Annotated in this window: 22 protein-coding genes; 11 read left to right on the forward strand and 11 right to left on the reverse strand. The window is 58.2% G+C overall.

All coding sequences use genetic code 11. The features are described 5' to 3' along the window. Window positions 1-21: 21 nt before the first annotated feature. Window positions 22-1,131, reverse strand: a complete 1,110-nt coding sequence (locus AC2TEL_RS08830) for a mandelate racemase/muconate lactonizing enzyme family protein (RefSeq protein WP_480903251.1) — start codon at window positions 1,129-1,131, stop codon at window positions 22-24. A gap of 127 nt (window positions 1,132-1,258) precedes the next feature. Here AC2TEL_RS08830 and AC2TEL_RS08835 point away from each other — a divergent pair, with 127 nt between their 5' ends. Then, window positions 1,259-1,417: a hypothetical protein gene (locus AC2TEL_RS08835; RefSeq protein ID WP_480903253.1), complete on the forward strand. Its 159-nt coding sequence runs from the start codon at window positions 1,259-1,261 to the stop codon at window positions 1,415-1,417. A 138-nt stretch (window positions 1,418-1,555) separates the two neighbouring features. Here AC2TEL_RS08835 and AC2TEL_RS08840 read toward each other — a convergent pair whose 3' ends face one another. The 4 genes from AC2TEL_RS08840 to AC2TEL_RS08855 all read right to left on the reverse strand — a co-directional run bounded on the left by AC2TEL_RS08840 (window position 1,556) and on the right by AC2TEL_RS08855 (window position 8,072). Continuing rightward, window positions 1,556-2,797, reverse strand: a complete 1,242-nt coding sequence (locus AC2TEL_RS08840) for an NAD(P)/FAD-dependent oxidoreductase (protein WP_480843357.1) — start codon at window positions 2,795-2,797, stop codon at window positions 1,556-1,558. 221 nt (window positions 2,798-3,018) lie between these two features. Continuing rightward, window positions 3,019-4,545, reverse strand: coding sequence for a trimethylamine methyltransferase family protein (locus AC2TEL_RS08845; protein WP_480903255.1), 1,527 nt, complete (start codon window positions 4,543-4,545; stop codon window positions 3,019-3,021). Window positions 4,546-4,559: 14 nt separating this feature from the next. Beyond that, window positions 4,560-6,989, reverse strand: a complete 2,430-nt coding sequence (locus AC2TEL_RS08850) for a GcvT family protein (RefSeq protein ID WP_480903256.1) — start codon at window positions 6,987-6,989, stop codon at window positions 4,560-4,562. Between the two features lie 78 nt (window positions 6,990-7,067). Further along, on the reverse strand, window positions 7,068-8,072 hold the full coding sequence (locus tag AC2TEL_RS08855) for an isopenicillin N synthase family dioxygenase (protein ID WP_480843353.1): 1,005 nt from the start codon (window positions 8,070-8,072) through the stop codon (window positions 7,068-7,070). Window positions 8,073-8,234: 162 nt separating this feature from the next. On the opposite strand from AC2TEL_RS08855, the gene AC2TEL_RS08860 reads away from it, so the two are divergent. Further along, entirely contained in the window at window positions 8,235-9,119 is an 885-nt protein-coding gene (locus AC2TEL_RS08860; RefSeq protein WP_480843351.1) for a LysR substrate-binding domain-containing protein, read from the forward strand. Window positions 9,120-9,173: 54 nt separating this feature from the next. On the opposite strand, the gene AC2TEL_RS08865 is transcribed toward AC2TEL_RS08860, so the two are convergent. From AC2TEL_RS08865 to AC2TEL_RS08890, 6 genes are all read right to left on the reverse strand, one after another. Continuing rightward, window positions 9,174-9,833, reverse strand: coding sequence for a DUF2461 domain-containing protein (locus tag AC2TEL_RS08865; protein ID WP_480903258.1), 660 nt, complete (start codon window positions 9,831-9,833; stop codon window positions 9,174-9,176). A gap of 13 nt (window positions 9,834-9,846) precedes the next feature. Further along, on the reverse strand, window positions 9,847-10,191 hold the full coding sequence (locus AC2TEL_RS08870) for a TfoX/Sxy family protein (protein WP_480843348.1): 345 nt from the start codon (window positions 10,189-10,191) through the stop codon (window positions 9,847-9,849). After that, on the reverse strand, window positions 10,191-10,589 hold the full coding sequence (locus AC2TEL_RS08875; RefSeq protein ID WP_480903260.1) for an MAPEG family protein: 399 nt from the start codon (window positions 10,587-10,589) through the stop codon (window positions 10,191-10,193). The genes AC2TEL_RS08870 and AC2TEL_RS08875 overlap by 1 nt, the downstream gene beginning before the upstream one ends. Window positions 10,590-10,616: 27 nt before the next feature. Further along, the gene (locus AC2TEL_RS08880) at window positions 10,617-11,003 is read right to left on the reverse strand and encodes a VOC family protein (protein ID WP_480903262.1); all 387 of its coding nucleotides are present in this window, start codon (window positions 11,001-11,003) and stop codon (window positions 10,617-10,619) included. A 69-nt stretch (window positions 11,004-11,072) separates the two neighbouring features. Next, window positions 11,073-12,308 carry an RNA polymerase sigma factor gene (locus tag AC2TEL_RS08885; protein WP_480903264.1) on the reverse strand — a complete coding sequence of 412 codons (1,236 nt, stop codon included), beginning with the start codon at window positions 12,306-12,308 and terminating at the stop codon, window positions 11,073-11,075. A gap of 4 nt (window positions 12,309-12,312) precedes the next feature. Continuing rightward, a complete protein-coding gene (locus AC2TEL_RS08890; protein ID WP_480903266.1) occupies window positions 12,313-12,684 on the reverse strand; it encodes a YciI family protein in 372 nt (123 codons plus the stop codon). A 190-nt stretch (window positions 12,685-12,874) separates the two neighbouring features. Here AC2TEL_RS08890 and AC2TEL_RS08895 point away from each other — a divergent pair, with 190 nt between their 5' ends. The 9 genes from AC2TEL_RS08895 (at window position 12,875) to AC2TEL_RS08935 (ending at window position 22,334) form a co-directional block, all read left to right on the forward strand. After that, a complete protein-coding gene (locus AC2TEL_RS08895; protein ID WP_480903268.1) occupies window positions 12,875-13,894 on the forward strand; it encodes a GlxA family transcriptional regulator in 1,020 nt (339 codons plus the stop codon). Window positions 13,895-14,028: 134 nt separating this feature from the next. Beyond that, window positions 14,029-15,168, forward strand: coding sequence for an aromatic ring-hydroxylating oxygenase subunit alpha (locus tag AC2TEL_RS08900; RefSeq protein WP_480903270.1), 1,140 nt, complete (start codon window positions 14,029-14,031; stop codon window positions 15,166-15,168). Further along, complete coding sequence (gene betC / locus AC2TEL_RS08905) at window positions 15,165-16,700, forward strand: choline-sulfatase (RefSeq protein WP_480903271.1); 1,536 nt, start codon at window positions 15,165-15,167, stop codon at window positions 16,698-16,700. Before AC2TEL_RS08900 ends, betC begins: the two co-directional genes overlap by 4 nt. After that, window positions 16,697-17,491, forward strand: coding sequence for an SDR family NAD(P)-dependent oxidoreductase (locus tag AC2TEL_RS08910; protein ID WP_480843332.1), 795 nt, complete (start codon window positions 16,697-16,699; stop codon window positions 17,489-17,491). The genes betC and AC2TEL_RS08910 overlap by 4 nt, the downstream gene beginning before the upstream one ends. Further along, on the forward strand, window positions 17,488-17,883 hold the full coding sequence (locus tag AC2TEL_RS08915; RefSeq protein ID WP_480903273.1) for a cupin domain-containing protein: 396 nt from the start codon (window positions 17,488-17,490) through the stop codon (window positions 17,881-17,883). The genes AC2TEL_RS08910 and AC2TEL_RS08915 overlap by 4 nt, the downstream gene beginning before the upstream one ends. Before the next feature lie 163 nt (window positions 17,884-18,046). Next, window positions 18,047-18,787 (forward strand): SDR family NAD(P)-dependent oxidoreductase, encoded by a 741-nt coding sequence (locus tag AC2TEL_RS08920; protein ID WP_480903275.1) that lies wholly within the window; start codon window positions 18,047-18,049, stop codon window positions 18,785-18,787. Further along, entirely contained in the window at window positions 18,787-19,713 is a 927-nt protein-coding gene (locus AC2TEL_RS08925) for a 3-hydroxyacyl-CoA dehydrogenase NAD-binding domain-containing protein (protein ID WP_480903277.1), read from the forward strand. The genes AC2TEL_RS08920 and AC2TEL_RS08925 overlap by 1 nt, the downstream gene beginning before the upstream one ends. 269 nt (window positions 19,714-19,982) lie before the next feature. After that, on the forward strand, window positions 19,983-21,107 hold the full coding sequence (locus AC2TEL_RS08930) for an extracellular solute-binding protein (RefSeq protein ID WP_480843328.1): 1,125 nt from the start codon (window positions 19,983-19,985) through the stop codon (window positions 21,105-21,107). A 114-nt stretch (window positions 21,108-21,221) separates the two neighbouring features. Further along, window positions 21,222-22,334: an ABC transporter ATP-binding protein gene (locus tag AC2TEL_RS08935; protein WP_480843327.1), complete on the forward strand. Its 1,113-nt coding sequence runs from the start codon at window positions 21,222-21,224 to the stop codon at window positions 22,332-22,334. Window positions 22,335-22,344: the final 10 nt, after the last annotated feature.

Consider the following 22,344-nt stretch of genomic DNA (forward strand, 5'->3'; position numbering starts at 1 on the left):
TAACTTCCGCCATAACACGTCTCAGAATGACGCGACCGGGGGCCCAAACAGGCTTTCGTCCGGGGTGATACCCAAACCCGGCCCTGTCGGGCGCTGAATGTGCCCGCCTTTGATCGAGATGCCGTTTTCGCGGTCGTAGTTGCCTTCGATATAGGGTGCTGCCAGCCACACACCTTCCAGCAAGTCGGGCCTGATGGTCGATCCGATTTGTGTGCAGGCCGCCGCAATGATGTCGCCGCCCCAGCTGTCATCACAAGTGTGCGGCAGGTTTCGTGCCTCGCAAATGTCACGGAATGCGCGCATGTTCTGCAGGCCACCGATCCGGGTGACCTTCATCCCGAACCCGTCTACCAGCCCGGTGCCCGCGGCCGAAATCACTGCGTTCAGGTCAACGCTGTTTTCGTCCATGTAAATCCCGTGGCCGACCTGCGGGCGGATCTTTCTCAGGTCTTCAACCGTATTGCAGGGCTGTTCCATGATGAAGGGGATATCCGGGCATTCACGGCTAACACGCAGCGCATCGCGCGTGGTCCAACCGCGATTGCCGTCCACCGCCAGGCGCATTCCCGAACCACCGACAACTTCCCAAACCTTACGGATCGTTTCGATGTCGATTTCGACGGGCCGACCCCCGACCTTGACCTGCAGGCGTGGATACCCTTCGGAAAGTTTCTCACCCGCCAGTCGTGCAATGTCGTCCGGTTCACCGACACCCGTGGCGTAATAGGATGGCACGCGATCCGTCTCGACCCCACCTAACAGGTCGGCAACGCTAACCCGCAGCATTTTGCCGATCAGGTCGTGGGCGGCAATGTCCACGGCGGCCTTGGCATAATTGTGACCATTGAGCAGACCGTTCATTTTTCGGTTCAAAGTCGCTGGCCAGATCTCGGTTCCGATCAGGCCGGCGGCCAGAACCTTGAGCGCCGCACGCGCGCCTTCCGCATGCGCCTCGGCATAAGTGGGACCGACAGGGCAGGTTTCGCCCCATCCAATTGTGCCGTCCTGCGCCACAAGTTTGACCAGCGTCGTGTCCAGTGCGTATACCGCGCCGCTGGCCATTGTGTAGGGCCCATTTTTGACGGGTAGGTCGTGCGCATAAATGTGGATTTCTTTGATTTTCATGTTCATGCGTGATGCCTGCGGTTTAATGGTTCTTCATTTGGTTTTTAAACAGTGGGTATCGTGACCTGCAACTGGTCGGGCCCCGATCTGGCGTGCGATGCGGTTGCGACTAGAACACGGGCTGATTTCCCTGATGGCCATCACGGTCGGGCGAGTTGGCCAGAGCGACGCATATCTGCCTCATGACTATGGACTTGAGGACGCCTGCACCTGCCAGACAATGGGGTCCGACCTCAAGGCCCGGCGGCTCGGCGGTGGAGAACGCCTTAAGAACCCGAGCGGCCAGGGTTAGCTTGCTGATCAAAGTGATAAAGATCCTGTGACCTTTGCAAAGCTCGTTTGGTATTCTTCCAATCTGCAATTCCGTGAACGTATGATTGGCTGACATGTGTCTCCTTCGCGAATGCGTCGGCCTCCTGCCGAGGTCTACTCAGTTGAATCTGTCGGGGCTGAACGCCGCGATATCGATGCCCGGTCGCCTGTCTGCGGCCAGATCGGCAACCAGTTTTCCGGTCGTTGCGCCCAAGGTCAGGCCAAGCTGGCCATGGCCCGTGGCGAATATGACATTCGGAACCTTGTGAGAGCGCCCGATGATGGGGCGGGTGTCCGGTGTAAAAGGCCGCCGTCCCATGCGACGTTCAGTTTGGCGCGTGTGCAGGTCTGGCAAGACCCTTTGGGCGCGCTTGACCAGAACTTCGGCGCGGCGCCATTTGGGTGCGGCGTCGAGGCTTGCGAATTCGACGGTTCCCGCTATTGCCAGCTCGTTGTCATATGGGGTAATGCCGAACCCGCCTTTGGGGTAGAAAACGGTATGTTTGAGTTCGACACCGGGATCTTGCAACCCTGTTGAGTAACCGGCGACACCTTCCAGATGCAGCTTGATCCCCAACTGCTTTGACAGCGCTTTCGAGGCCGTTCCTGCGGCGATGACGATCTCATCCGCCTGAACACTGTTGCCGTCGGATGTCCGCACGCTCGTGACAGACGCGCCGGTGCGTCCGAGCCCAATACCGGATGTGCGCAGAAGGACGCCGCCGCGGAATTGAAAGCCTTCCAACAGTTTCTCGACCAACCGCTTGGGGTTGGTCACATTGCTCCAGTCTCTCAGCAGCGCGGCATGTTTGAAATCAGGCGCGATAGCCGGCTCCATGTCGTGGGCGTCCGCTCCCGAGACTTCATCGATCGTGCATCCAAGCTCACGGGCAAGATCAAAGGCCGCGCCCATTGTTTTGCGATCGGCATCGTCGTCGAACAATTTGATCACGGGACGTTCGACAAGCAGATCGGGACAACCCAGATCGTTGATCTGAGATTTGAAATCGGCGGTCGCGACAAATGTCAGCCGCGCAAGATCTGCAGCAATGGCCCGCATGCGTGACGGGATCGAATTGGCGGTGAACCGCATGAACCACGGCAGCAATTTCGGCGCTGAGGCGGGGCGCAGCGAAAGAGGGGCTTCGGGGTCAAGCAACCAACCCGGCACCTTCATCAGCATTCCGGGCTGCGACAACGGCACAATCTCTCCGACTGCGATACAGCCACACGACGCCCAACTGGCCCCTTCGCCAACAGGGCCCGGCTCCAGTATTGTCACCGAATGACCATCTGCCTGAAGGGATAAAGCACAGGATGCACCGACGACTCCGCCCCCAATGACAACAACACGCTTCATTCCGGTGACGACCCCCGACTAATGAGGCGGACCAATCCCGTTTTGGTTATCGCTGGCTGTTTTGGTGTCTTAACGTGGGTCGTGGTCAGCAATCTGCACGCAGGACAGTTGCCTGCGAGCTGGTTGGCAAGAACGCTTTTTGCTTGGTTCGGGACCATCATCATAAGTCCTTTCCCGCAAATGTGTTTCGGGCGAGAGATTCCTCTCGCCCCAGTAGCGGATCAAGGTTGGTATTCAACACGCTTCTTTTCCACGAACTCCGACAGTGCGCCGGATTGATCATCAGACATTGGCGGCCGAACATAGTTGTCCAAGATGCGTTGCGCTTCCAAACGACCGACGCAATCGGCATCTTTCGCGCCCTCATCGAACCACTGCTCATAGCTGTCATTGTTCTGAAGCGGGTTGATCTGCAGCGGGTTCTCACGGGTATGGTCAGTGCCAAGGAAATGCCCGCCCGGGCCGATCTCGGCTACGTCACCCAGCAACGCGTCCAGGTTTTCCTCGGCCAGGCCCGAGAAAAAGCGGTGATAGACCTCAAGCTGATAGGCGTCGTGCACCCATTTCGAGTAGCTGACGCCAAGCGCCCCCTCCAGAAATCCGGCGGAGTGGACGATGAAGTTGCAACCGCCCAGCAGAACCGGCCACATCGTGTTGGCGCTGTCAAAACCGGCCTGCAGGTCTGGCGCTTTTGATCCGGTCCACATGGTGCAGGACCGCCACGGCACCCCGTAGTGACGCGCCATCTGGCCCACCAGCAAGTTCATCAGGCCCGGCTCGGGCGAGCCCATCATCGGTGCGCCGGTTTTCATTGACACGCCCATGATCGCGACGCCCATTACCATCGGACAGCCCCGGCGGATGATCTGGCTGTAGGCAATGCCAGCCAGCGATTCCGCGATCAGCAGCGACACGCCACCCAGCGGGCTGGCCGGGGCGCTGGCACCCGCCAGAACAAAGGGCGACAACAGGCAGGGCTGATTGGCGGCGGCATAGACTCGCAGGCTTTCTAGCATCGTCTCGTCCCACACCAGGGGCGTGTTGCAGTTCAGCAGTGAGGTCAGGACCACGTTCTGATCCACGAACTCTTCGCCAAACACGATGCGGGCCATTTCGACCGTATCGCGGGCGGCGGTTTCCGACAGCACCGAACCCTTGATTGGCTTGTCGGTCAGGGTCAACGCCGCGTGGACCAGTTCAAGATGCCGCAAGGGGACGGGGACGTCCTGCGGTTCGACGGGCAGAATGCCCGGGACATGCATGCCCTGACTCATCTGCGCCATCTTGAAGAAATTATGTGCATCCTTCAGTTGCGACGGACGCCGAACGCCATCCAGATCATAGACGAACGGAGCGCCATAGGCATTGGCGAAGATCGAGTTGCGCCCGCCCACTTCGATACTGCGTTCCGGATTGCGCGCATTCATCTTGTAAGTTGTCGGCACAGTCGAGATCAGGTCCATCAACATATCGCGTCCGATACGGACCCGCTCGCCTTGGACGTCCGCGCCTGCGCGTTTCCAGTCGGCCAAAGCGACCGGATCGCGGAATTCGATGCCGACATTCTCAAGGATTGACATAGCCGCGTTGTGGATCTTCTCGACCCCTTCGGGACCCAGCAGATCGATCGGACCCACCTTGCGGTTCAGGGTCGGCAGATAGACCGGGGCCGGGTTGGTGCGGGCCTGAACCCGGGCGGCGCGGCCACCGCGGGCGCTGCGCGCGCTGCGTGTTTTGACTTCGACCATTTTGTTGCTCCTGTTCAGGCGCGCGCGCGGGCGCTTGTTGGATCGACCAGGCAGACATCCACAACTTCTGCATCGCGCAGCTCGTTGTGGATCATGACCTGCAATTTCGTGCCTTCTGCGGTGAATTCCTGCGGTACCAGCGCCATTGCGATGTCGTGGTTGCAGTAATACGAGAACCCGCCCGAGGTGACGCGCCCGATCAGCGCGCCGTCCTTGTAGACACTTTCATCCGCAATGACCGACGTGTCGCAGAAGGGCAGTTTCAGCGTGACCAGGGTGTTGTAACCCGCCTCGGCCTTCTGTTTCAGCAAGGCGTCGCGTCCGATGAACTCGCGACCTTCAAGTGCTACGAAACGGTCCAGACCGGCCTCGAACGGGGTCATGTCCTTGCAGATTTCGCGGTTGATGGCGCTATATGACTTCTCCAGACGCATGGATTCCAACGCTTCCAGACCGAAGGGTTTGACACCGGCTTTGAGCAGCTGATCGACCAGATGACGGTTGTAACCGATAGGATGGTGCAGTTCCCAACCCAGCTCACCGGTATAGCTCACACGCAGAAGGTGAACGCCTTTGGCATAGCCCACTTCGCCCATTTGCGCCGACAGCCACGGGAACGCCGCGTTGGACAGGTCATTATCCGTGAGCTTTTGCAGAATTTCACGCGATTTTGGGCCAGCCAGTGCGATCACGCCCAGCTGTTCCGAGATATCCTCCATGACAACCGAGCGATCATCCGGCAGCAGGCGGCTGAGGTAATCCCAGTTGTAGACCTGACCGTTCGGTGTGCTGACCAGGTAGAAGTCATTCTCGCCATAGCGAACGATGGTGTATTCGCCCTCCATGCCGCCTTGCGGGTTAAGGGCCACGGCCAGGGTCATGCGGCCCACCTTGGGCAGCTTGTTGGCCATGATCCCGTCCAGCCATTTGGCTGCACCGGGTCCGCGCACGGTGAACTTGGTCATCGGCGACATTTCGATGAACCCGGCTTCTTCTCGGGTCACGCGCACCTCTTCCTGCACCAGTTCCATGTGATCGGTGCGGCGGAAGCTGTGCTCGGGGATCGCCTGCTCGGGCGATTTGGCAAACCAGCGGGGGAACTCATAACCGTTGAAACTGGTCCAGACGGCGCCCTGAGCGGTCAGCAGGTCGTAGGACGGCATGGTTTTCATCGGGCGGGCGCTGGGAAAGTCTTCGCCCGGAACATGGGCGTCCATATGTGTGCCCCAGGTTTCGCGCACCTTGTCCATGGTCCAGCGTTTGGATGCGTAATCGCCAAAACGACGCGGGTCGATTTCCGACATGTCGATGCCCGGATGACCATTGACGATCCAGCGGGCCAGACGTTCGCCCATGGTGCCGCCCCACAGGATGCCGCCCGGTACACCTTCGGCCAGCCAAAGGTTTTCATGACCCGGGGCAGGGCCGCAAAGAGGCAGTTCGTCCGGTGTCATCTGGAACGGGCCGCGGGTGTTGGCCTTGATGCCGACCTCTCCCAGGGCGGGTACACGTTCGATGGCGCGTTCCCACTGGGTTTCGACGGCATCAAAATCCTCGGGCAGCAGATCTGCCCCGAAGTCCGGCGGGACGCGATCTTCGGCAAACAGCTTCAGGTCCTTTTCAAACTCGTACGGCCCGAACTGGAAGCCGCCCACATCTTCACGCAGATAGGCGCCATAATCCTCGTCCCGCAGTATCGGGAATTCCTTCAGGCCCTGTTCGCGGCGCTCTTTCAACAACGGGACCGTCTCGGTCGTCCAGTATTGGTGAACGATCGGGATGCAGGGCAGGTCCAACCCCACCCGGCGGGCGTTTTCGCGGGCATAGTTTCCGGTGGCAAAGATCAGATGCTCGCAGGTGATCTCGCCTTTGTTCGTGGTCACTTTCCAGTGGCCGTTCTCCAGCTTTTCGTAGGCCTGCGCCTCGGTGTTCTGATAGACGGTGGCGCCCTGATCGCGTGCCAGCTTGGCCAGACCCATGGTGATGTCAGCCGGATTCACGTACCCGTCCTGATCGTGCAGGATACCGCCCCGGATGTTTTCACTCTGCGCCAGCAAGGGGTGGATATCCGTGATCTCTTCCGGTGTCACCAGTCGGCAGGGGACCCCGGCGGCTTCGGCGATCGAGATATAGGACTGGAACTCGTCCCAACGCTTTTCGGTGTTGGCGACACGCAACTGCCCCACCTGACGGAGCCCGACTGATGTGCCCAGCTTTTCCTCGACCTCGCCGTAAATGCGGATCGTTTCCATCGTCATTTTCGAGATGTTGTGCGAGCGCACGAAGGTTACCAGCAGCCCGGCCGCGTGCCATGTCGAACCGGAGGTCAGAGTGGTGCGCTCCAGCATGACGGCATCCGTGCAACCGTGTTGGGTCAGACCGTAGAGGATCGATGCCCCAACGCACCCTCCACCAACAACGATGACCTTTGCGTGCGACTTCATTTAGTGACTCCTTCGAGAGTTTCTTGGCAGTGCCGGCACTGCCGCTTGATTTCCGTAGTTCTTTTCTGCGGCCGCTGATCAGGCCGGAATTTTTTGCAGATGCGGGAAGCTTTTGACGAACCGATCGAATTTATGAGACCCGCAGGTGACAGGCCCATATCGCGCAGGATTGTCGTCGCTGATACAGGACGGCAATGGTGCAAACTCTGCGTCATAATCCGCATCGATGAAGAACGGGATCGAATAGCGCTCGCGCCCCGAGGTGTTCACGACCCGGTGCAGATTGGCCAGGTAGACATCATTGGTCAGCCGTTGCACCAGATCACCGATGTTGATGACGAATGTGCCGGGGATCGGCGTGCCTTCGACCCAGACGCCATCACGGTTCATGACCTGCAGACCGCCCACGTCGTCCTGCGCCAGAATAGTGAGGTTCCCATAGTCGGTATGCGCACCGATACCGATGACACTTTCGTCTACAACGCCGGTTTGCGACGGATAATGCAGCAAACGCTGGATGCTGATCGGATTGCGCAGTTTGGCTTCGAAGAAGTCCGGCGTCAGATCCAAACTCCGGGCGATGCCGGACAGCAGGATCATCGACAGGCGCTTCATCTCTTCGTGATAGCCGTAAATAGCCGCCTTGAAGCCGGGCACCGATTCATCGGCGGGCCATTGATTCGGACCAAAGAATGGTCCGGTCGCAGCGGATTCGGGCCCGATGTCAAAGCACTCCTTTAGGTCCTTTGTCTTGCTGGGATCGGTGTTTTCGCCGAACGGTTCGATGTAACCACGCAGTGCCTCGCCCGAGTTGGCGATGTGCAGCTTCATTTTTTCAGCCTCGGGCAGATCGAAAAAGGCCCGCGTGCGATCAAAGGCGTTTTCCACAACCGTGTCGGCAATGCCGTGGTTTTTGACGTACATGAAACCCGCATTCGACAATGCCCATCGGATTTCCTTGGCAACCTTCTGGGGATCGCTACCGCTGATCAAAGGTGCCAGATCGACCACCGGAATTTTGTCGAAGGTCTGCCGCGTGGCGTGAAGGGCGTCGGCAATCTGAGGGTTCTGAGGTTTGGACATGGTGTGTTTCTTCGCGCTGTCATTCTGTTGGACCAAATGGGTCTCATGGCGGGGGCAGTCCGACAATTGCAAAAAAACTAATATCGAATTAGAAAAAGTAATGCTAAATGGCGGTATCTGCTGCGCTGGTGCGCTGAGTCGAGAAGGATAGGACAGAATAATTTGCCCAAGCGACCCTATGATCTACCGCCTGTAAGCTCGCTTGTCAGTTTTGAGGCGGCCGCGCGCAATGTCAGCTTCAAGGCGGCTGCGGACGAACTCAACGTGACCCCTGCGGCAATCAGTCATCAGGTCAAGGCACTGGAACAGGAAATCCGATGTTCCTTGTTTCACCGGTATCATCGCGGTGTGGAGTTGACGGAAAGCGGCGCCTACCTGTTGGTCGCGTTGCAAAGGGGTTTTGAGGGAATCAGCGAAGCCCTGGGTCAGCTGCGCGCCCAGCACGGAAGCGCGGTGGTAACGATCCGATCGACCACTGCGGTCAGCTCACTTTGGCTGACACCTCGGTTGGCGCAATTCTGGAAAAGCTACGGGCATATTTCCGTCGCTCAGGTCGTCAGCGATTATGATCTGAATGCGCCCAATTGTGATCTGAGCATCCACTATGGCGACATGTCGAAGGACAGCGGAAATTGCCGTGCATTGTTCCATGACCAGATCATGGCACTGGGCAGTCCGCGATTTGCCGCCGAGCACAAAATCGAACGTGTCGAGGACATAGCAAGCATTCCACTCATTCACCTCGAGGCACCGGAAACCGGTTGGACCGACTGGCATGCCTGGGCGCGGGCACTGGGTTGCACCGCAAAGCTCAATGCGGCGCATCGCGTCAACAACTACGTTATCGCGCTTCAGGCCGCCCGAGATGATATGGGAGCTGTACTGGGGTGGGAAGGGCTGACGTCCGATCTGATTGCTTCCGGTAAACTGGTCAAGTTGCTTCCGGATACAATATCGTCACCCCAGGATTTCTACGTAAAGCTGCACAATCGTGCCTCGGACAGAGCGAACCTTGTCTTTAACTGGCTTACGAAACACCGCGAGTAACGACCGTATCCCATTTTGGCATGTTACACGCGGGCATTCATACCGGCCGCACCCTCAATCGATCCTGAGCAGCAGATCAAAAACCGGCTTAAGCCGCGCCAATTCGTGCCCGGTTCGTGAAACCAGATTTGGTTGAGTGGCGAATGCCGGTGTCTCGACATCGATCCAGGCGGTAAAGCCCTTGCGGCGCAGTGCGTCCGCATTTGGGTGATCCTTGTCCCAGCCCGCGGGAACCCGTTTCAGTTCCGGCTCACCGATGCGAATGCCTTGTGCGCGGAACGTTTCTGTCATGTTCATGAGCTCGGTTCCCAACGGACCAGACATCGCATCGCGAAACGCAGCTAGCCGTGCCTTCTCATACTGAAAAACTCCGCAGCCTAGCGACAGTGATTCAGGGGATAATCCAAAGAACCACATTGGCGGCTGCGCCGTTTTGTCTTCCGGGACGAAGGCGATATGAACATGGGCGTTGTATGGTGTTTTGTCCTTGGAAAACCGCACGTCACGATGAATCCGAAAGATCTTGCTGTGGTGAGGGTGTTTCGTGAAGTCGCCCAGGGCGAGGGCCATTTCATTCGCAAACCGCTTGGTCGGGTCTCTGATCTCAGCCTCATAAGTGCCTTTGTTTTCCGCGAACCAATCCCTTGTGTTGTCAGCTTTGAGTTCGGCAAGGAAGGTTAAGGCCTGCGGCGAGTAACAATTGAAGTCAGTCATTGCGCCTTCCCTCTCAATTCTTTGCTGGCAGCGATGCCGCGTGTTCAAGACACATCCGTAGCCAACGTGACATGGCCGCTGGGTCACAATCCGTCTCGTCAACCTGAACAAAGCCGCCAAGCTTGCGTTTTCCATGGATGACGGCGCGGGCCGCAGGGTCCTGCAAGGCCATTGCCTCGTTGTCCTTGCCGACGCGGAACATGAACCGCCCCACACCGTCCGGATGGCGACGCGCACCGGACACCATGTTGCCGTTAAGCAGGAAACAGATGCCGCCCATCATCCGTTTCTCGGTTATACCGGCATGCGCCTCAAGCGCGCCGCGCATCCGTTGGTTCAGGGTTTCGTCATAAGGCATCAATAGCCCTCCCATAGTTGCCACAGGATGGAAATCGAAAGAGCCAGCATGGTCAACGTCGTCAATCCGGCCCCGATTGCGCGGCCCTTGCTGTCCGAAGCCGTCCTTAGCGAACAATAATGAACAATCCGCGCAAGCAGCAGGGTTGCCCCGCAGGCGGCAATCAGCCACGGCGCGGCGCCTGCGATTTCCGCGCCTGCGAGTGCAAGCAGGGCAAGCGGCACATACTCCACAAAGTTTCCGTGCGCCCTGATCAACCGCAGCAGATCTTCGTCCTCACCATGCAACAGCATGATTCCGGTTTTGGCTCGTCGCAGCCCAACCGAAATTGCCATTGGGATGCTCATCAGGACAAGTATGGCAGTGACGCCAAGCGCGATTTGCGGAGTATGCTCCATCTGGGTTTTTCCTTCCCGTACCTGCGTTTACGACGCCATGCTCTCGTATGTGATGAGTGCGAAACGGGCTCCTTGTGGATCAATCAGCGTTGCCATACGCCCCACGCCGGGCATATCAATGGTAGGTTGCAACACGGTGGCCCCTTTACCTTTTGCGGTCGCGACGCTTTTGTCGACATCGGCAACGGTAAAGAAGATCGTCCAACTGCCGTTTTCCTCGGGCACGGGTGAAAAGCCGCCGATGGCCGTTTCCCCGACCATGAAGGCTGAATAGCTTGAACCGTCTTGCATCGGCATGTCGTTGATTGCCCAGCCCAGTACGTCCTGATAAAAAGCTTTGGCTTTGCTCTGATCCGGGCCGGAATGGCCGATCCAGCCTGAATTTCCAACTTCGGTCATTTCAAGAATGCTCATCTTCGTCTCCCTGGATGCAGGCCCGCGATATGCGGGTCTGATCCTAGGACGCGTGACTGAGAATATTCCCTACAATTGACTTAGTTCTTTTTGACAGCATGCGATTTTCTCTTGGATCGCAACGCGCTCGGGCACGGTTGGTCCGAGTGTCAGTACCGTCTCATAGGCTGCAATCGCCGCCCTGTGGTTGTCCGTATCCTGCAAAAACGCCCCGCGCATGGCATGAAACCAGCGATACTGCGACAGATCATCCGCCAGCGCGCGCATCTCTTTCAAGGCATACTCCGCTCCGTACAGCTTGGCTTGCGCCGCGATCTGATTGAGCCGGACGACGGGCGTGGGCTGAAGGGCGTAGAGTGCTGCGTAATGCGCCTCGATTTCCCTCCAATCCGTTTCTTCAGCGGACGGCGCACGCGCATGAGCGGCGGCAATAGCGGCCTGAACAATGTATGTTCCGCGATGGTTGATCCGCTGGGCCTTTTGTAGCAACGCCATTGCCTCGGCGGTGTTCGCGCTGTCCCATTTGGTGCGATCCTGGTTTTCCAACGTCACAAGTCGCCCATCCGCATCCATGCGCGCATTTCGCCGAGCGTGTTGAAAAAGCAGCAACGCCAACAGCGCCGTCTGTTCGCCCATGGAAGGAAACAGAGTCACAAGCAGGCGCGCGAGTCGGATCGCCTCTTCGCACAGCTTGAGGTTCATTTGGTCGGCTCCGCCGGACGCAGACCACCCTTCGTTGAACATAAGGTAGATCATCAAGGATACTTCCCCCAACCGCGCGCCGCGCTCTTGTGGGCTTGGGGTTTCAAAGGCGACAGGGTTGCTGGCGATCTTCTTCTTCGCGCGCGTGATGCGTTGTTCCATTGCCTTGGGTCTGATCAGGAACCCACGCGCAATTTCGTCAACGCTTAACCCGGCGACGACCTTCAGTGCGATTGCAATCTGATCACGGCGTTCCAGTTCAGGGTGGCAACAAATAAACAACAGGCGCAGAACGTCGTCGCGCAGTTCATCGGGATCGGGTGGGGCGTCTGTCATTGTCGGAAATTCTGCTCCATGCCGCGCCAGAATGGCGTCACGGCGCCGAGTTTTTCGCACGCGGTCCAATCCGGCATTGCGGGCGGTCGCCAACAGCCACGCCAGCGGTTCCCTCGGGGCTCCTTCCATTGGCCATGCGGTCAAGGCCTTGAGGCACGCATCGGCAAAGGCATCTTCGGCGATGTCGATATCGCGGAATAACCGGGTCAAGGCGGCGATGGCGCGTGGCCGATGCTGTGCAAAGGTTGCCTCAAGCCAATCCGACACGACTTCACTCCGACGAGATCGCACCGCCGGCCCAGGCGACCGGGCGCACTTCCAGCCGGGCGATCGGAGAGGATATCATCCTGGCATACTCAAGGGCTTCGTTCAGATCGGCAAAATCGGCAGCGTAGAACCCAAGGAAGCTTTCTTTAGTTTCGGCATAAGGGCCGTCTACAACCAAGGGTTTGGCATCCCCGGTCGATGCGGGTTCGACCATCACGGCCGATGTCGGTGGCATCAGCTTCACGGACACAAACGAACCCCGCTTGTCCAATGCTTTTTGCAGCGCGCCATGCCCGGACATAATCTCGTCCTGTCGCTCTTTTGGAAGCGCTTCGAACACGCCGGGTTCCCCGTAGATGGTAATTGCATAGATCATGTCCGCCTCCGCAACGATGGTTTCATGTTGCAAGGACGCGTATTGCAATGCAAATCCGACAGTTCCGTCAGAGAATTGCTGTCGAACACCTCAAGTACGCCAGCAAAACGGTTGCGTCCAACGATCTTGCGTACAGAAAGTAAAATCTATCTTCTTGAGCGGTGGGTTCGGCAAGCGAGGTAAAATCCAAATGGCAAAGGCGGCAGAAGTAGACACCCAGCTTTTTGTGATTGTCGCGCCAAGCTTCAACATGTCAGCAACGATGAGCTTCATCGATCCGTTTCGCGCGGCCAATTACCTGGACGGCAAGCCCTATTTCAGATGGGAATTCGTGTCGGAAAATGGCGGGTTCTGCGCCTCCAGCAACGGCGCCGGAATAGACACCAGACCCCTTGATGAAGTCACTTCTCAACCGGCTGATATTATTGTCGTTTCATCCAGTTGGACTCCTGAAAAGCACCTGACCTCCAAAATTGGTAACGCGCTGCGCAACTGGGCACGCGGCGGGGCGACATTGGGTGCGCTGGATACCGGGGCTTTCATTCTGGCGCAGGCCGGGTTGCTATCGGGTCGGCGCGCAACCGTTCACTATGAACATATCGACGCCTTTCAGGAGCTCTTTCCCGATATCGAGGTGGTTGAAAACCTGTATGTGCTGGATGGGAACCGGGTCACATGTTGCGGCGGCAGCGCGTCCGTGGATTTTGGGCTGCAGATCCTGCAGGGCATACATGGAAGCGCACTTGCAAACGCTGCTGCCAGATACATTTTTCACGATCGGCTCAGGGGTCCGGCAGCCATGCAGCAACCCGAAGGCAGCGAACCTTTGGGCGCAATCGTTCCTGCCACGCTCAAGTCGGCAATCCAGATCATGGAAGCCAATCTGGAAGACCCGATGCCTGTTCCGGAAATCTGCAGGCGGGCCGGGATTTCTCATCGTCAGCTGGACCGGCTATTTGCCACGTACATCAAGAAAACCCCTGTGCTGTACTATCGCGATATCCGGTTGGACCGGGCCAGGGGGCTGGTCACGCAGACCGAAATGCCGATTGCCGAGATTGCCATGGCCTCTGGCTTTGCCAGTCAGGTGCATTTCAGCAGGTCGTACAAGGACAGATTTGGGTTGCCGCCAAGTCGGGACCGGCTCGAAGGCAGGGTACCCTTCGAATACCGCGCCTGGCCGATGCACCGCAAACCCAAACGGGCATAGGCATTAATGCGAGATGGCCGAAATGATCAAAACAGCGTCCAGAATAGTTAAGCTGCAATGCAGATTTCTGTTGATCATACGCCGCACAAGCCAGTCACTTGGGCCAAGCCCGGCCTGAAATTTCGGAGTTACCCATGAGCGAGCTGCCCTCCAAAGAACAATTCGATCGGATATCCGATGGGTTCAGCCCGGATCCTTTCAACACCCAGTCGTTGAAGGCCGAAGCCTATGTGGACCCGGCGTGGCATCGGGTTGATCTCAACGAGATCCTCGCAAAGAACTGGCAATGGGTTTGCCACGTCGAGAAATTGCGTTCCCCCGGATCCTATGTGACCGTCGAGATTGCCGGGCGACCCATAGCTGTAGTGCGCGACCGCGAGGGTGTGTTGCGGGCCTTCTACAATGTCTGCAAACACCGCGCACATCACCTGTTGTCGGGCGAGGGCGAAACAACGCGCATCATGTGCCCTTACCACGCCTGGGTCTACAAGCTGGACGGACAGCTTGTCCGCGCGCCTGAGACGGAAAACCTGACCGGGTTCAGCACAACAGACATTTGTCTGGATCAGGTGCAGGTCGAAGAGTTTGCTGGCTTCATTTATGTTAACCTCGACCCGGAAGCACCCCCATTGAAAGAGGTTTCGGGGAATCTCGAAACCGAAATCCGCCACTGGGCACCGGACATTGAACAGCTTACCTTTGGCCACCGGCTGACCTATGACATCAAGTCAAACTGGAAGAACGTCGTGGACAACTTCCTCGAATGCTACCACTGCCCGACCGCACACAAGGATTTTTGCGATCTGGTGGATATGGACACCTACAAGGTGACGACCTATGGCATCTATTCCAGCCATATGGCCGAGGCAGGCACAGGCGAGAACACCGCCTATGACGTGTCGAACGCGACGGTGCGCACCCACGCCGTCTGGTGGCTGTGGCCAACAACCTGCCTGATGCGCTATCCGGGGCGGTCTTCGATGATCGTGCTCAACATTATTCCGGTTGGTCCCGACCGCACGTTGGAAACCTATGATTTCTTCCTAGAAACACCCGAGCCTGACGAGGCGGAGCTGGAGGCCATCCGCTATCTGGACGAAGTGCTGCAGCGTGAGGATATCGACATCGTTGAAAGTGTTCAGCGCGGCATGAGTACGCCCGCCTTTACTCAGGGCCGCATTGTGCATGACCCGAACGGCTCGGGTAAGTCGGAGCATGCGGTGCATCATTTCCACGGGCTGGTTCTGGACGCCTATGCAAAGGCCTCTCCGTGACACGGCCAAACATCGTTGTCGTGATGGCAGACCAGTTCGCGCCGCATTTTTGCGGTGCCTACGGCCATCCAACGGTCAAGACGCCCCATATCGACGCTCTGGCAGAGCGGGGAATGCGGTTTGATGCGGCCTATTGCAACTCACCCCTTTGCGCACCGTCGCGGTTCGCATTCATGTCGGGGCAGTTGATCAGTCGAATTGCGGCCTACGACAACGCCAGCGAGTTTCGCGCGTCCGTCCCGACCTTCGCGCATTACCTTAAGACGCTGGGTTACAGAACTTGTTTGTCGGGCAAAATGCACTTCGTGGGTCCCGATCAGAAGCACGGGTTTCAGGACCGAGTGACCACCGACATCTACCCCTCTGACTTCGCTTGGACCCCGGACTGGGAGGCCCCGGACGAGCGCATCGACAAGTGGTACCACAACATGCAGACAGTCAAGGAAAGTGGCGAGGCTATTGCCACCTTCCAGACCGATTACGACGATGAAGTTGAATTCGCCGCCCGTCGCTGGTTGGTCGATCGGGGTCGCGACCGGGCCGCCGGCAATGAGGCTCCGTTCTGTCTGGTCGCCAGTTTCATCCACCCACACGATCCCTATGTGGCCAAGCCGGAATGGTGGAACCTCTATTCCGACACGGACATTCCGATGCCGGAATTCACCCTGACGCCCGACGAACAGGACCCGTTCTCGCGCCGGGTCATGGATGGGATCGAGGCCAGCTATGTCCCCCTGACCGAATTGGAAATCCGCCGGGCCCGGCGGGCCTATCTGGCCAATGTCAGCTATTTTGACAGCAAGGTCGGCGCGATGGTGAAGGCGCTGGCAGACATAGGAGAGCTGGACAATACAATTGTCATCGTCACTGCAGACCACGGCGATATGCTGGGTGAGCGCGGCTTGTGGTACAAGATGAATTTCTTTGAAAATTCCGCTCGCGTTCCCTTGATCATGGCAGGGCCGGGTGTCGCACGGGGTTCGGCATCAAATGCCTGTTCGCTGCTGGACTTGCTGCCTACGTTTATTGAGATAGCCGGTGGGTCGAACGCAATGCTCGGCGAACCGGTTGACGGGCGCTCTCTGATGTCTCTGGCGCGCGGCGACACTGATCCTGTGGACGAGGCCATCGGTGAATACTGTGCCGAGATGACGCCATATCCTGTCTTCATGATCCGTCGCGGGCCTTTGAAATATATCCATTGCAACCCGGACCCGCCGCAGCTCTATGACCTTTCGCGCGACCCCCTGGAAAAGGTGAACGTTGCAACTGATCCGGTTTACGCGGATCAGGCTGCTTCATTCGCCGCCGAAGTAGCGCAACGATGGAACAGTGAAAAACTGCGCGCCGATGTGATCGCAACGCAGAATTCCCGTCGTGCTCTGCACGCGGCGATGGAGGCTGGTGCGGGCGAGTCCTGGGATTACAACCCGCCGCGGGACGCTTCGCAGGAATATGTTCGCAATCATATGGATTGGACGGTCGCAGCGGCCCGATATCGCTATCCGCCTTTGAAGGAGAATGACGAATGATGCTGGAAGGCAAAACCGCTTTGGTCACAGGTGGGCGCGGTGGGATTGGGCGCGCCATTGTGGCCCGCTTTCTGCGTGAAGGCGCGCGTGTCTATGCGGCCGACCTGACGCCGCAGGGATCATTGGCTGCGCATGACGACGACGGCAGCATCTTTCTTAAACTGGACGTCACGAAAGAAGCCGACGCGATCGCCGCAATGGATCAGGTCGGCGCAGAGGCGGGGCAACTGAACATTCTGGTGAATGCAGCCGGGATTGAGATCGAAAAGACAATCGAGCAGACGTCGCTGGAGGAATGGAACCTCTCGTTTGCGGTCAACGTGACCGGTACGTTCCTGACGTCCAAGCATGCATTGCCGCTAATGCGAAAAGCAGCAGCATCAGGCACTTCGGCGTCGATCATAAACTTCGGCAGTTACGATGGATTTATCGCCGACCCGGGTCTTGCCGCATATTGCGCCACCAAGGGTGCGGTTCATGCACTGACCAAAGCGATGGCCTGTGACCACGGGTCCGAGGGCATCCGGGTGAATGCGATCTGCCCCGGCTATGTCGATACACCGATGCTGCAGAGCTTTTTCACCGGCGACGGATCGGGTGGTGGCGGCAAGACCATCGATCAATTGCAGCAAGCGGTGCGTGACGTTCATCCCATGCGTACTTACGGCACGCCCGAAGACATCGCCAATCTGGTCAACTGGCTGGCCTCGGACGAGGCGCGTTACGCCAGCGGTCAACTTTGGGTTCTAGACGGAGGGCTGAGCGCGCAAGTTCAGCAGATGAAACTATGAAAGTTTTGAAATCAAACCAAACCACGGCTGAACCAGCGACGGGCGAGTTGTACCTTGGGGATAGCATCACTTTCGCCTTGCTGGCAGGCTCTCCGCAGACTGAAGACGTAGAGGTTTATACCGTTTCCTTCGGTTTCGGTGAACGCAACCGCGTCCATACCCACACCGTCGATCAGATCCTGATCGCCACCGCGGGCAGGGGTATCGTCGCCGACGAACACGGCGAACAGATCATGGAGCCCGGAGACGTTGTAACTATCCCCGCCGGTCATCCTCATTGGCATGGCGCCACGCCCGACAGCCAGTTCACGCACATCACTGTGGCCAGGCCCGGCGATGTCATCGAAATTGTCGATCAGGACCGGCGCGGTGCCTGGGGTGCGATCACATGACCAAGCATTTCTTTTCTCGCCCAATTGCTGATGGTTTGAGCGGAATTGGGAAGAGAATTCTGCGGTCCACCGGGAAGGCGAAGGAACCAGGGATGAAGTCCAGTCTATTGGCCTGTTCCGGGGCTGCCGGGACTCTGACGTGCCATCTGGCGGAGGTGAGATAATGCGGTTGGCTGGTAAAAGAGCGCTGGTAACCGGAGGGCGTCAAGGCATCGGGCGGGGGATTGTCGAAGCGTTTGTTCGGGAAGGCGCAATTGTCGCAACGTGCGGACGCGGCGACAGACCAGAAGGGTTGGGCGATAACATCCTTTGGTATTCGCTGGATGTCACCGACGCGGCTTCCGTTGAAGACCTTGCCCGGTCCAGCGATAGTCCAGACGTTATTGTGAACAATGCCGGCGTTCAGGTCGAAAAAACCGTGCCCGAAAGCACGGATGCAGATTGGGAGGCCGTCATTGGCACCAATTGCCGGGGCGTGTTCAACCTGTGCCGGGCCTTCATTCCCCGAATGCCCCAAGGCAGCTCCATCATCAACATTGGCTCAATCTCAGGCAGGGTCGCTGACCCGTCGATGGCACTGTACAACGCGTCAAAGGCATTTGTGCATGGGCTGACCCGATCCATTGCCGTCGATCACGGCCCCAAAATCAGATGCAACGCGATCTGCCCCGGCTGGATCGAGACCGGCATGCTGGATGCCGGGTTCGATTTGGCCTCGAGCCCTGATTCAGCACGACAGGACGCATTGGTGCGCCACCCCGTTCGCAGATTTGGCAAACCCGAAGATATCGCCAGCATGGCAGTCTGGTTGGCCTCGGATGAGGCAAGCTTTGCCACCGGCCAACTGTTCACCTTGGATGGCGGTATGACGGCGGCTTCCCCACTGAATCCGGGACTGTTCTGATGGAGTTTCAAAATACGGCCTGCCTCGGCGGAGGAGTGATCGGTGCCAGTTGGACAGCTTTGTTTCTGGCGTCCGGCCGCTCGGTCGCCGTTTTTGATCCTGATCCGCAGGTCGAAAAGAAGGTACGCGATTACATAGAGATTGCGTGGCCCGCGATGACGGAACTGGGCTTGACCGAGAATGGATCGCCGGATGCGGTTACCTTTCATGCCAGTAGCGCAGAGGCGGTAGAAGGCGCCGAATTTGTGCAGGAGAACGTACCGGAACGGCTGGAAATTAAACACGCCACCTTTGCGGCGATTGAACCAGCACTTGACCGGGATGCAATCGTCGCCAGTTCGGCCTCTGGTTTGACGCTGGGACAGATGCAGCCGGGCTGGTCCAATCCGTCGCGTTTCGTCCTCGGTCACCCGTTCAACCCACCGCATCTTATTCCGCTGGTCGAGGTTTTGGGAAACGAACGCACCGGGGACGGCGTGGTCGAAGCTGCGCAGCGCTTCTACGAAAGTGTCGGAAAGACGACGATCCGGCTCCATAAAGAAGTGCCCGGTCATGTGGCCAACCGATTGCAAGCCGCGATCTGGCGCGAGGCCATCAATCTGGTTGTCACCGGTGTTGCATCGGTTGAGGATATCGACAAAGCGGTTTGGGCTGGGCCGGGCCTCAGATGGGCGGCGATGGGGCCGACCATGCTGTTTAATCTTGGTGCCGGCGAGGGGGGGCTCGGGGCGTTCTGCGATCACTTTTCCGATACCTTTAATGGCTGGTGGGACGATCTGGGGCAAGTGTACCTGACCGAGGACGTGACCGAGCAGCTGACGGAAGGTGTTCGTGCTGAGGCTGAGGGCATGACGCCGGCTCAGCTCTCGCAAAAACGGGACGCTTTGATTGTTGCTTTGCAGAAATCCGTCAAGGAATTGCGTTAAACTTCAATCACAACCGATTCTGAGCTTTGTCGGGGGCGCTGCGCTGTTTCTGAGATTCAAAGGACGACAGCTCTGATTTTCTTCGTCGGCTTTGTTTCGTGAAAAGGTCGGATATTCCTAACTGGCAATAGGGCTCTGGTTCCTTTCTGGTAAACTGGACTCATTGAATGATCCCAACTGTCACTTTTGGACTGACAGCTCAGCGGGAAAGGTCTAGCCTGCAATCACAAGCACAAAAAACGTGCAGTCCAACAACGGGAGAATCTACTATGGTCACACGTAAAGAAGTAACTCGGCGTACGGTCCTGAAGGGGGCCGGTGCGGCTGCTTTGGCTGCGCCATTGTACAGCAAGAGCGCGTTGGCCTCGTCGGGCGAGATTAACATTCTGATGTGGTCAGACTATCTGCCGCCCAGTTTTATTCAGGAATTCGAAACCCTTACCGGCATCAAGGTAAACTACACCGGTATTGGTTCGAACGAAGAAATCATCAACAAGATGAAAGCGACCAAGGGGCAGGGCTTTGACATCGTCTCGCCCACCAACAACCGCTCGCTGCAGTGGGAGCCGCTGGAGCTGCTGCAACCTTTCGACATGAGCAAGGTTCCGATTGATCTGGTGAACCCGGCGATGGCCAAAATCGGCACCGATGCCTGGAATTTCGGCGACAGCGGAGCTCACTGGCTGCCGCATATCTGGGGCACCGAGGGCATCGCCTATCGCACCGACCTGTGGCTGCCCGAAGGCGACGCGCCGTCTTATGGCGATGTCTGGTCCGAGGAAAACGCCGGCAAGACAATGGGCCGGGCGCATTCGATGATGCTGGGCGCGGGTCTTTACATGGAGCGTGCCGGTGAGATGGAGCCGGGTTCCGTCTGGGCCGCTTATGGCGACGAAGACACCATGCGCAAGGTCTGGGGTCAGATCGCCGACTGGTGTATCGCGCGCAAGGATCGCATCAAGCTGATCTGGAACGATGCCGATACCCAGAAGAACGGCCTGCTGAACGAAGGCGTCGTTGTCGGTCAGACCTGGGACGGCCCGCCGCTGGCGCTGAAGTCCGCGGGTGAGCCTGTGCACTACCAGGCCCCGATCGAGGGTGCGATGGCGTGGGTCGATGGTATATCGATGCCGACCGGTGCCACCAACATTGATCAGGTCTACGCGTTTATCGACTTCGCCTATCAGGCCAAACCGGCCGGGGTGGCGATCGATAGCCACGGCTACAACTCTCCGGTTCTGGGTGCCGATCAATATTCCGGCGACACTTACAAGAAGAACTTTGCCGAGGCCTATCCGGGCGACTCGCTGGCCAATCTGAACCCGTGGCCGGCCGAAGCACCATGGTATGCGGAAACCCGGACCGAGTTCGTCAACAAGTTCAAGAGCGCCTGATCGCCTTGACATCGGGCCCCTCGCAACGCGAGGGGCCATTTTCCGCACACCGCCCGGGTGTGACGGTCAGTAATGTGGCGTGACTTCAGGTCGTGCCCCAGGGAGATATTGAAAATGAGTGCAGGGGTCGGCGTAGATCTGGAGAACCTGTGGATCCGTTTCGGTGACTTTGTCGCCGTGCGCGATGCGAATGTGAACATCAACGGGGGCGATTTCTTTTCGTTCCTCGGCCCATCGGGGTGTGGAAAGACCACCATCCTGCGCGCTGTCTCGGGGTTTCTGGAGCCCAGCGAGGGCAACGTCCTGATCGGCGGCAACAACATGAAAGGGATCGGGCCAAACAAGCGCCCGACCGCGCTGATCTTTCAGAACCTCGCGCTGTTCCCGCTGATGAAGGTGTGGGAGAACATCACCTTCTCGATGGAGATCAACGGTGCCAACGCCGCCGAACGCCGCAAGCGCGCCGATGAGCTGCTGGACATGATCGCACTGCCGGGACAGGGCGACAAACTGCCAAGCGAGCTGTCGGGTGGTCAGCGCCAGCGGGTCGCCATCGCGCGGGCGTTATGCGCCGAGCCCGATGTGCTGCTGCTGGACGAACCCCTGTCTGCGCTGGACCTCAAGCTACGCCAGCACATGCGCACCGAACTGCGCGAGATTCAGCAGCGTGTCGGTATCACCTTCATATACATCACCCACGACCAGGGCGAGGCCCTGACCATGTCGGACAATATCGCGGTGATGAAAGCGGGTGTTATTGATCAGATTGCTGATGGCAAGACGATCTATAACGACCCCTCGACAGCCTTCGCGGCCTCATTCGTCGGGGAAAACAACGTGTTCCGCGGCAAGATCAAGCAGGTCATGGGGAACGAGGCGCTGATTTCGACCAACCGCTCCGGCGACCTGGTGGCGCGGATTTCCACCGCCAATCAGGGCAAGATGAAGGAAGGCGATGACGCCATGATGTTCATCCGCCCCGAAGCCCTGGCGATTGCGCCGGACGGTGCCACCGGCGACCACTTTGTCACCGCGCGGGTGAACCACGAGGAATTCGAAGGCAACGTCTTCAACATCTTCACCGAAGGCGATGGCGGGAAAGAGATCAAGGTCTCGTTGCCCAACCACGGTCAGTCCTTCGAGGATCACACCGGCCAGACCATCACGCTGGAATATGAGGCCCGCAACGCGGTTCTGGTTCCGGCTGGTGAACTGGCCGCAGAATGAGGGGACCAGA

The organism is Ruegeria sp. HKCCD9138, from assembly GCF_057220975.1.